The 11774-nt window shown below is 63.0% G+C and carries 2 protein-coding genes; one reads left to right on the forward strand and one right to left on the reverse strand.

All coding sequences use genetic code 11. From position 1 onward, the window contains the following. Positions 1–9666: an amino acid adenylation domain-containing protein gene (locus ABI171_RS09430; RefSeq protein WP_348092308.1), complete on the reverse strand. Its 9666-nt coding sequence runs from the start codon at positions 9664–9666 to the stop codon at positions 1–3. Positions 9667–9954: 288 nt separating this feature from the next. On the opposite strand from ABI171_RS09430, the gene ABI171_RS09435 reads away from it, so the two are divergent. Then, a complete protein-coding gene (locus ABI171_RS09435; protein ID WP_348092334.1) occupies positions 9955–11655 on the forward strand; it encodes a cyclic peptide export ABC transporter in 1701 nt (566 codons plus the stop codon). The last annotated feature ends 119 nt before the right edge of the window (positions 11656–11774 follow it).

The raw sequence follows: 11774 nt of genomic DNA on the forward strand, positions 1-11774 counted from the left end.
TTATTCCATTTCCAGCTCGCCCAGCAGCGCGTCGATCGCGTTGGCGGCATCCGGGCCGGTGCTGGTGCTGCGTTCCGCCAACGCGGCATCGATCAACGCCGCGCAGCGCACCAGCGTGCGTTCTTCAAACAGAGCGCGCAACGGCAGCAACAGCGCCCAGTGCAGGTTGGCTTGGGCGTTGGCCTGGGTCGCCAGCAGCGAATGGCCGCCAAGCATGAAAAAATCGTCGTCGCGGTCAATCGCCTCCAGCCGCAACACCCGTTGCCAGATCGCAGCCAAGGTACGCTCCGTATCGGTATGCAAAGCAGCCACGTTTCTTTCCTGGCGTGCCGGCGCTGGCAAGGCGTTACGGTCACATTTACCGTTAGGCGTCACCGGCAAACGGTCCAACTCGATCAGCTGGGCCGGCACCATGTAGGCCGGCAGCTGCGCACGCAACAGGGCGAACAGGAGGTCCCGGTCGAGCGCGCTGTCGGTGGCGCGAGCGACGTAGGCTATCAATTGCTCGTCGCGTACGATAACCACGGCGTCATGTACCTCTTGCGCACTGCGCAGCAAGGTTTCGATTTCACCCGGTTCGATGCGTTGGCCGCGCAGCTTTACCTGCGTATCGATGCGGCCAAGATAGTCGAGCGCGCCATCGCTGCGGCGACGCGCCAGGTCGCAGGTGCGGTACAGGCGCTTGCCTGGTGCAAACGGATCGGGCACAAAGCGCTCTGCGGTCAACGCCGGACGGCCAAGATAGCCGCGCGCCAGGCCTGCGCCGCCCAGGTATAGCTCGCCCAGCCCGCCTTCAGGAACGGCTTGCAAAGCGATATCGAGTATGTGCAGCTGGATGTTGGCGATGGCATGACCGATAGGCACGGCAGCGGCCTTGCCATCCTCCGCCTGGCAAGGCCAGTACGAGACATCGATGGCGGCTTCCGTCGGGCCATACAGATTGTGGAGCCGCGCATGCGGCAACAACTGGGTTGCGCGCGCCACCAGTTCCGGCGCCAGCGCCTCGCCGCTAGCGATGATTCTCGTTATGCTGGCGCAGCTTGCAGCCACCTTGAAGTCATCGATATAGGCCAGGAAGGCGGCCAGCATCGACGGCACGAAATGCAAGGTCGTCACCCGTTGCGCTGCAATTGTCGCTACCAGCCGTGCCGGATCGCGGTGATCGCCCGGGGCGGCAATCGCCAGCTTGGCGCCGACCGCAAGTGGCCAGACGAACTCCCAGACCGAAACGTCAAAACCGAACGGCGTCTTGTGCAGTACGACGTCATCGGTGCTCAGCTGGTATGCCGACTGCATCCAGGCAATCCGGTTTGCCAGCGCGCCGTGCGTATTGCCAGCGCCTTTCGGCTTGCCGGTTGAACCGGATGTGTAAATCAGGTAGGCCAGCTGATCGGCGGCGACATCGATGGTCTGTGCCAGTGCGTCCGCACCTTGCAGCAAATCATCGACAGTCAGGATGCCCGCATCGCTATGGGTAAGCGCAGCCGTCACACGCTCGCGCAGGTGGGCTTGCGTGATCACGACGGCGGGCCGCGCATCGTTGAGCAGATAAGCGATGCGCTCGGCCGGATAATCCGGATCGACAGGCAGATAGGCTGCGCCGGTTTTCAGGATACCAAGCAGCGCCACCACCATGTCGAACGAACGCTCGACGCACAATGCCACAGCCGTGTCCGGCTGTATCCCTGCGTTCAGCAGCGCGGCGGCGACGCGCGCGGCGCGCCGGTCGAGTTGGGCGTAGCTCATCTGTTGCAGACGCCCTTGTGCGTCGGCGAATTCCAACGCCACGGCTTGCGGCGATTCACGCGCAATGCTTTCGAATTGGCGGTGCAGTGCAATTTGCTGTCCTTCCGGCCAGTTTTTCATCGTCGCATTGTGCTGCTTCACGACGGCGAGATAGTCGGTGGCCGCCACCGCGATGGACCCCAGCGGCGCCTCCGGGTCGGCAATGAAGGTATCGATGGCAACCGCGAATGCCGCATGCAGCGCGACAACGCGCGCCTGTCCGATGCGCGCAGCATCGTAGCCGTAATCTATGGTCAGCGTCGATCCGGCTTCAATCACCAGCGTCAAGGCGAAATCAGTTGCTTCGATATTGCGCAGGTCGCGCATCTGCAGCGCGCGCGGATCGCGTCCCTGCCATGCTTCGTCGACCGGATAGTTCTCGAACACCACCAGCGAGTCGAACAAAGCCCCGCCTTGGCCTGCCCACTGCTGGATTTCATATAACGGCGTGTGGGCATGCTCTGCCGCTGCGGCATTGTCGCCTTGCAGTTGATGCAGCCATTTGGCCGCTGACAGCTGCGGCGCAGGCGTTGCAATGACGGGCAAGGTGTTGATGAACAGGCCAAGCACGGTATCGACGTCGGCCAAGACATCAGGCCGGCCGGCAACCGTCGCGCCGAACGCCACCGTCGTTTGCATGGTCATGCGTTGCAAAGCCAGCGCCCACGCGCCCTGCACCAGCGTATTGAGCGTTACCTTCAGACGCCGCGCGGTATCGCCCATGCGCATCGTCGTATCGGCAGTAATTGTCGCGCGCCAGGTACGCTGCTCTGCCGAGCGTCCGGCCTCCACCTCCCGTTCGGCAATGCGGGTCGGCTGGTCCAGCCGTGCCAGGCGTTGCAGCCAGAATGCACGTTCGGTCTCGATATCGCGCGCAGCCAGCCAGGAAATGAAGTCCCGATAGCGCGTCTTTGCAGCCGCGGCAAATAGTTGCGGCCGTGGCGGCGCCATATAGTCGCGCAATACATCGGCAAAGAAGCGCGCGGTGCTCCAGCCGTCCAGCAGCAAATGGTGGCGCGTCCAGACCAGGCGCCACTCCTCTTCGCTCATACGTATCAAGGCGACGCGCATCAAGGGCGGCGCAGTCAGGTCGAAACTGCGTGCCCGATCTTCCAAGAGCCAGGCTTCGAACGCGCTTTGCGCGCCCTCGCCGCGTTCACGCCAATCCTGTAATTCGACCGGCAATTTTGCCTGGCGATGAACCAGCTGCATGGGCACCGCTTCGTCAGGCGTGAAGCCGGTGCGCAAAATGTCGTGGCGCGGCACTGCCGCTTCGAAGGCGGCGCTCAACCGCGCCACATCCGGCGCCAGCAGCGTCGCCACCAACTGGTTCACATATGTAGCTTGTTCAGGAGCGAACAGCGAATGGAACAGGATGCCCTGTTGCATCGGCGACAAGGGATACATGTCATCGATCGTGCGCAAGTCTAGCGGCAAGCGTTCCAGCGCAGCTTGGGTCAGGCCGCCGCTGCGCGCCAGCGGATAGTCGACAGGCGTAGCGCCGCCGCCGCGTTGCGCCAGGCGTGCGGCGCAAGCGCTGGTCAACTCGGCCAATGCCGTTTCAAAACGTTTGGCCAGCGCTTCAATCGTCGCACGCTCGAACTGCGTCGCGCCGTATACCCAGTGCAGCTTCAGCATGCGTGGACCGTCGGCATCGATATAGGCGTGGATCGCCAGCGCGTTGCCCAGCGGCCCGGCAGGGTCGCGTTCACAACCGGCGCCGCCAAAGCGCGGGATGAGCGCGGCATCGCGCGGTGCTTCAAACTGGCCGAGATAATTGAAAGTTACGCGTGGACGCGGCACCGCCGCCAGCGCGGCGCGCGTCGCGGCGTCGCCATAATGGCTGAGCACGCCGAAACCTAGCCCCTTATGCGGCACTGCGCGCAGCGTGTCTTTTATCCCGCAGAGGGTGGCGACATGCGTGTTTTCTATCGCCAGCGCCACCGGATAATGGCTGGTCAGCCAGCCGATAGTACGGCTGACATCCAGTTCGTCGAACAACGCTTCGCGACCATGACCTTCAAGTTCGACGCGGCACGAAGTCTGCCCTGTATGCGCGCCCAATGCTTGCGCCAGCGCTGCGATCAATAGCTCGATCATTTGCGTACGGTAGGCCGCGTTTGCCTCCGTCAATGCGGCGCGCGTCAGTTCGACATCCAGGGTCTGCACGACTGTTGTCGCATCGGCATTGGTCGCTGCGGCCTGCGGATAATCAAACGCCAGGTCATGCTGCGGTGTCGCAAGCGATGTCCAATATGGCGCTTCAGCCACGAACGGCGACGCGGCATCGCTGCCGGCGCGAGCCAGCCGTGCGGCCCATTCCTGGGCGCTGCTGCCGGTGGACGAAAAACGCACGCTGCGGCGCTCCCGGGCGGCCCGATAGGCGCCGTCCAGATCTTCTAGCAGTACGCGCCAGGATACGCCGTCGACGATGACGTGATGAATCGCGAAATACAGCAGCGTCCGGCCGTCGGGCAAGGCGGCGGCAAAAGCACAGGCCAGCGGCCCCTGAGTCAGGTCCAGCGAACGCTGCAGCACATCGAACTGCGCGAGCGCATCGGCCTCGTCGTGTGCGGCAGCGGCGGCGAACGGCAAGGCATCGAAGGCTTGCGGTGCGAGTCTTATCTGCCACGGTCCCTGCGCGCCGTCCTGTACAAAACGTTGCTTGAAGATGTCGTGATGTGTGAGCAAAACCTCGAATGCGCGCGCGAATGCATCCAGGTCAAGGGTTTCCTGCATGTCCAGCTGGATCGCCTGGTTCCAATGACCGCGCCGTGGGATATCGAGGGCAAAAAACCGCAATTGCGCTGGCGTCAGCATCAAGGCCTGCTCGCGTTGCGGCGCCTCCGATTTTGCCTGTTCGGGAGCAGCAACAGCAATCTCGATCACAGTCGCCACCTGCCCCAGACGGGCAATCGTCGGGCCGTCGAACAACTGTTTCGGCGTGAAGCGCACACCACGCTTGCGTGACCTGGCGATTACCTGCAGCACGAGAATTGAATCTCCGCCCAGCTCAAAAAAATTATCTTCCCGGCCGACCGACTCGGTCTTCAGCACCTCTTTCCAAACCGCAGCCAGCGTTTCCTCCATCGTGCCGCGCGGCTCCTCGCTGGCCGTCGAGCAAGGCGTCGGGGCAGCGGACAGTGCACGCAGCGCCTGGCGGTCGACCTTGCCATTGGCGGTTACCGGCAATACCTCAAGCACCAGCAGCACGGCGGGCAACATATAGTCGGGCAAACGCGTCGCCAATGCCTCACGCAACACTGGCTCGCTCAGCTTGGCGCCGGCATGCGGCGTTGCAAACGCGGCAAGCCGCATGCGCCCTTCGTGTTCGACCGCAAGCGTTTCCGCCTGGGCGACGCTATCGAGAGCGCGCAGCACGGTGCTGACTTCACCCGGCTCGACCCGATAGCCACGGATTTTTACCTGGTCGTCGAGACGACCGAGAAAATCGAGGCGGCGGTCGGCGCGCAAGCGCACGCGGTCGCCGGTACGATACAGCCGTTCGCCAGGAACGGAAGGATGCGGTACAAAACGCTCGGCGGTGTCGGCAGCGCGGCCGAGATAGCCACGGGCGACGCCCGGACCGCCAAGGTACAGTTCGCCGATAGCGCCAGGAGGTACGCTGGCGCCGTGTGCATCAAGCACATAGACATGCGCATTTGGCAACGGGCGGCCGAGCGGCACGCCGTGCGCAGCAGTCGCCGCTGCGCGCAATCCGGTTTGCGCAAGCGCCGAGGTATCGCAAGTCAGCGCACCTACCGTGGCTTCTGTCGGACCGTAATGGTTAATCACGCGACAACCTGGCTTGAGCGCCGCGATCCGCTCCACCAGCGCCCACGGCAAGGTTTCGCCGCCAGTCACCAGGGCATGCGCCGGCAAGACATCCGCCGGCTGCTGCGCATCGAGCAACGCATGCAGATGGCTAGGGACGATTTTCAGCACGCCGACATTACGGCTGCGCATCTCATGTGCAAAACGGTCAGGATCAAACGCACATTGCGCAGGCAGCAAATGCAGCGTACGGCCCGAACACAAGGCGCCGAACAGGGTCGTATGGCCGAGGTCGGCCGCTACGGTCGATACCATCGCCATCGATGCATCGGGGCTGAACGCCAGTTCGTCCAGCATTCCTTGCACGTAGTCCGCCAGCGCGCGATGCGAGATCACAACGCCCTTCGGTGCGCCGCTCGAACCGGAGGTGTAGATCAGGTAGGCAGCCTGCTCAGGCAGCGGCTGCACTCTGCGCGCGGCGCCATTGGCAAGCACAGGAGTTTGCATCAGCACATCGAGGCCGAACACTTTGCCAACGCCCATATAACGCTGCATTTCGCTGTGATTAACGACCAGCACCGCTTGCGCATGGCAAGCATCTACCGCTGTCGCTAGCCGTTCAAGCGGCAAAGCCGGATCGAGCAGCACCGCGTAGGCGCCTGACTTCAGCACGCCTAGCAACGCCACCACGAAATGCACCGAGCGCTCGATGCAGACCGCGATCGGCAACTCTGCGCCTGCGCCCTGCTGCTGCAACGCTATGGCGATACGGTCGGAAGCATCATCCAGCTCCGCGAACGTGAGTTGCGTGTCAGCGTCGGCCAGGGCGATCCGGTGCGGCGTGCCGCTTGCATGCCGGGCAAACAACGCCAGCACACTAGCAAACTCCTGCGGCAATCGACGCCCCTGTTGCGCGGCGCCGTATTCGACGCTATCCGCGCAATCCAGCTCGGCGATGCTACGCGTCGGCGCATTCGCTGCATCCGCAACCAGGGCGCCAAAGCTATGCAGCCAGGCTTCCGCCGTGGCGCTATCTATGCCATCCAGCGCATAGGCGGCAACCAGCTCGATGCCACGCGGATCGTCCGTGAAATCCAAGGCGAAATCGAAACGCGCGGCCAGATCGGAGCCTGGCGACATCTGGACGCTGGCGCCCGGCAGTGCGGCCGTCAGTTCCAGATCGAACTGTTGCGCGAACTTGACCCTTAGCCATTCATCGCCACGCCGTACCGGCGGCTTGACGGCGTCAAGCACTTGGTCGAACGGCAGGTCCTGATAGTCGAAGGCGTCCAACGCCGTCGTACGGACAGCCTCCAGCAGTGCGGCGAACGACTGGGTCGGCGCCACGCTTGCGCGCAGGACCAAGGTATTCAGGAACAAGCCGAGCAGCGGCGCAGTTTCCGCACGCTGGCGATGGGCGACGGGTACGGCGACGACGATGTCGGTAGCGCCGGTCAGGCGATACAGCCAGGCGTCGAAGGCAGCCAGTAACACCGTAAACGGCGAAGAGCGTGTACGGCGGGCGATCTCACGTACTGCATCGGAAGTCGCCAGGGATAGCCGCAGCACGACGCGGCCGCCGCGATAATCGCGCTCGGCGGCGCGTGGGCGGTCCAGCGGCAGCGCCAGCGGCTCAGGTGCGTCGCGCAAGGCGCTGCGCCAGTAGCCAAGCTGGCGTTGATCTTCACCCGCTGCCAGCAGGTCGCGCTGCCATCGGGAATAGTCGGCATACTGGATCTGCAACGTCGGCAATTCGGTAACGCCATTGCTTGCCAGCGCCGCATAAGCCGTGGTCAGTTCATTGAAGGCGCAGCGCGAGCTCCAACCGTCGCTGATCGCGTGATGCGAGGTCAGCATCAGACGCTGCGCATCCTCGGCGAGCGTGACCAATGTCGCTCGAACCAGCGGCCCGGCGGACAAGTTGAATGCCTCTGCCACGTGGCATTCTGCCAAATCGGCAGCTTGCAACGCCCGTTCGGTAGCGCCACATGCACGCAGATCCACTTGGGCGATCTGCACCGGCAAGGCGGCATGGATGCGTTGCATCACGATGCCATCATCGTTTTCCACCAAGGTCGTGCGCCACGCTTCGTGGCGTGCGATCACCAGATCCAGCGCCTGTTGCAGCAGAGCGGCGTCCAAAGCGCCCTTCACCTCCCATTGCACGGCGATGTGATAGGCCGAACCGGCGTCGCGCGTCTGCGCCAGCACCCAGAAGCGTTGCTGGGCGAACGATGCGGGACGGTCGATATAGCTTGTGCCCATTGGATATCCGGAACGGTAGGGAGCCGGGATGCCGCGGGTCTGCGTTCCGGTTTCCAGTTCGCTGCCGTCGATCCGCAGCGCCAGCCCGGCCAGCGTCGCATCGTCGAACAACGTCTCCAGCCGCAGGTTCACACGCCATTCAGCGCGAATCGCAACTTGCATCTGCATGGCGCCCAGCGAATCGCCGCCGCGCGCAAAAAAACGGTCCGTGCGGCCAATGGGCAGCGGGTCGTTCAACAACCGCTGCCAGAGTTCGGCAAGGCCGCGCTCAATGGCGGTTTCCGGGTCCACGTATTCCGCACCTGCCACCACCGGCAGCGCTGCCACCGCACCGCGCAGCGCTGCCCGGTCCAGCTTGCCATTCAAGGTATATGGCAGACGCTCGAAGCGCACAAAACGATGCGGCAGCCAGGCTTGCGGAAGCCGTTCGGCCAAATATGTTTTCAACAACTCATCAGAAAACGCCGCATCCAGCACCACGCAGGCAATCAACTGGGTGCGGCCGACTACGGTTTCGGCCAGCACGGCGGCATCGCTTACCGCAGCATGAGTCAGCAAGCAAGCCGCGATCTCGCCGGGCTCTACCCGCACGCCGCGGACCTGTACCTGATCGTCGATGCGGCCGAGATAATCGAATGAGCCGTCTGCACGCTCACGCGCCAGGTCGCCGGTGCAGTAGATGCGGGCGCCGGCCTCACCTGCCGGGTCAGGAAAAAAACGTTCTGCGGTCAACGACGGACGGCCATGATAGCCGCGCGCCAGGCACACGCCACCCAGCAGCAGTTCGCCGGCAGCGCCTTGCGCGACCTCGTCGATGCGCGCCACGCGCGGCCCGATCGGCCAGCCGATCGGCAGCGAGGCATAACTTTGCGCCTGATCCAGCCCAGGCATGCTGCCAGGATCGACCGGCCACAGCATCGGAGAAATCACCGCTTCGGTCGGGCCGTAGCCATTGACCAGCCGGATGGCCGGGAGCACTTGGCGGATTTCGTCGAAGGTATCCTGCGACATCGCCTCGCCGCCAAACAGCAGCACGCGCAGCGCAGACGGTATGCCGGAGCGGGCGCAAGCGGCAGCGAATTCGCGCAGATAGGCTGGCGGCAAAGTGGTATTGGTGACGCCTTCACGCTCCATCAGTTCACGCGCGGTTTCAGGCGAAAATGGCGGCGGACTGCTGATCACCACGCTGGCGCCAAGCGCCAGCGGCGCCAGCCAGGCCTCAATCGCAACGTCGAAATTCACCGAGGCGAAATGCAGCAGGCGGTCAGTCGGGCCGATCGGCAGCGACTCGGCCAGCGCGGCGCAATGGACGGCCAGCGGGCCATGCTCGACCACAACCGCCTTCGGCGTGCCGGTCGAACCGGACGTGTAAATCATATAGGCGGCGGCACGTGGATGCACAACCACTTCCTCTTCCCTCAACTCCGGTTGGGCGATGCTCTGGTCGTCAGCGCCAACAGTGAAACACTGCATGAATCGGGTCCGCATCGCTGCATCGGCGGAAACGTCGACGATACCGTGAGCCAGCCCGGCATCTTGCGCAATCCAGTCGAGCCGGGCAGCCGGATGGCGTGGATCAAGAGCAACGAACACGCCGCCAGCCTTCATTACCGCCAGCAAGGCGACAAACAGATCGCAGGAACGCTCAACGCAGACGCCGACGCGCACTTCAGTGGTGACACCGGCAGCGCGCAACCTGGCGGCCAGGCGGGCGGCGCGGCTATCCAGTTCGCCGCGCGACAGCCGCACGGTATGCGGCGAGAACGACGCCAGCGCTGGCGCATCGGGTGAGAGGCGTGCTTGCGCACGGATTTGGTGGTGCAACGCAATCGGAAAGCTCATAGACGTAAATCCTCTGTGCAGCCGTAAAAAGGCCTCTTTGCTAACTTGACGAACCGCAAGGCAGAATTTTTAGCCATTTCTGCTGAAATCATCTTTTTCTCTTCTTTTATCGCCGAGCGCTAAATATTTGGACGGGCCGTTCGTCATTACGGTTAAGAGCCTCATGTTCTATTCAATTTGACTTGTTTATTTTTATAACCTCCAACCGACTGACTGCCGATGACCGCTGCCAACGAGCGCTACAATTTTCCGCCCCTCACTGCTCCTCCGGCGCAAGCCAAACCGGCCATGCGCCTTATCCTTGCATTGCTAAAACGCTCGCGCGGCGCGCTGGCGATTGCGCTCACCGCCTGTGTGCTGAACGGCATCGCGAGCGTGCTGCTGGTCGCCACTCTCAACCGCGCGCTATCCGATTCCGCCGCGGCTGACAGTACGATGGCCTTGCGCTTCGGCCTCTGCGCAGTCATTGCGCTGGTCACCCGGATCATTACCGGCGTCCTCTTTGCCCGGTTGTCGCAAGACACCATGGCGCAGTTGCGCGAACATGTCGCCAAACGCGTCGCTGCGGCTGAGCTGAGCGATGTCGAAAGAATCGGCGCGGCGCCGGTGCAATCGGTGTTGACCGATGACGCTACCAATGTCTCGATGCTGTTTTTCGCGCTGCCGAATATCGTGATGCACGGTTCGATCGTGTTCGGCTGCCTCGGCTACCTGGCCTGGCTGTCCTGGCCTGTGTGCCTGCTGGCGCTGACCGCGATAGTGGTCGGCTCGATCGGTTATCACAGCGGCGACAAGCGCGCCATTGCATCGCTGGAAGCGGCCGGCCGCTCGCAGGACAAGCTGTTCGGCTATCTCGGCGCGCTGTTTACCGGCGCCAAGGAATTGAAACTGCACCAGGCACGCGCCCGCCAGTTCCTCGACGGCCAGCTGGGCGCGGCGATCGGAGAGGTGCGCGATCATCGCCGGCGCGCTTTCAGCTCGTATGCGGTCGGGGTCGGCTGGATCGTCTTCCTGTTCTATGTATTCCTTGGTGCCGCCACATTCTGGCCGACGCTGGGTGTGCGCGCCGATCCGGCCGCCGCTTCCGGTTACATCGTTGTCTTTTTATTCATGCTACTTCCTCTCGACGGGCTGCTCAACAACGTGCCGACCCTGAACGCGGCGCGGGTATCGCTGGACCGTATCGAAAAAGTGATGGAAGAATTCGGCAGCCTGCCTGTCGTACATTCATCCCTTGTGCAGCCACTCAGTGAAAGTGCCTCGCACGAGCCTTTCAAGACACTAACGCTGCGCAACGTCACCCACTCCTATTTCCATGAACGCGACGAACGCATGTTCCGGGTCGGACCGATCGACTTGACCTTCAAACCGGGCGAACTGGTGTTCCTGGTCGGCGGCAACGGCAGCGGCAAGACCACCCTGGCGAAAGTGCTTACCGGCCTCTACGAACCGGAAGAAGGCGTGATCGAGGTGGACGGCAAAGCGATCACCTCCGCCGGACGCGCGGCATACCGTGAGCGCTTCACCGCGGTCTTCAATGACTTCCACCTGTTCGATGCGCTGCTTGGCATCATCGATCCGAACGATGCTTCCCGGGCACAGGCCGATGCACGCGCCAACGCCCTGGTCGCCAAACTGGCGCTGGATCACAAGGTGCAAGTAGTCGATGGCGCCTTTTCGACGCGGGCGCTGTCTACCGGTCAACGCAAGCGCCTGGCGCTGGTCGTGGCCTACCTGGAAGACCGGCCGTTCTACCTGTTCGACGAATGGGCGGCCGACCAAGATCCAGCGTTCAAGGCAGTCTTCTATGAACAATTGCTGCCGGAGCTGTGCGCACGCGGCAAGACCGTGCTGGTGATTACGCACGACGACCGCTACTTCCCTCTGGCCGACCGCGTACTCAAGCTGGACAACGGCAGCATCATCAGTGAAACCTATGGCGCGCCGACCGCACTGGTCGCCAGAACGGCGAACGGCACGGAAGGCTAAGGCTGAATCGGAAACAAGCCATGAGCCGCAGCGCATTTCAGCGCTGCGGCTTTTTTACTTTACAACGGGAAGAAATCACGCCACGGCGGTAAACCGTCATTGCACGGTAAGCGAGCACG

Source organism: Collimonas sp. (assembly GCF_039923675.1).
Lineage (GTDB): Bacteria > Pseudomonadota > Gammaproteobacteria > Burkholderiales > Burkholderiaceae_D > Collimonas.

What these genes read in the sequence shown, in the direction of transcription:
- ABI171_RS09430 (WP_348092308.1), bottom strand. Translation starts at nt 9,666, where the DNA reads ATGAGCTTTCCGATTGCGTTGCACCACCAAATCCGTGCGCAAGCACGC.
- ABI171_RS09435 (WP_348092334.1), top strand. Translation starts at nt 9,955, where the DNA reads ATGCGCCTTATCCTTGCATTGCTAAAACGCTCGCGCGGCGCGCTGGCG.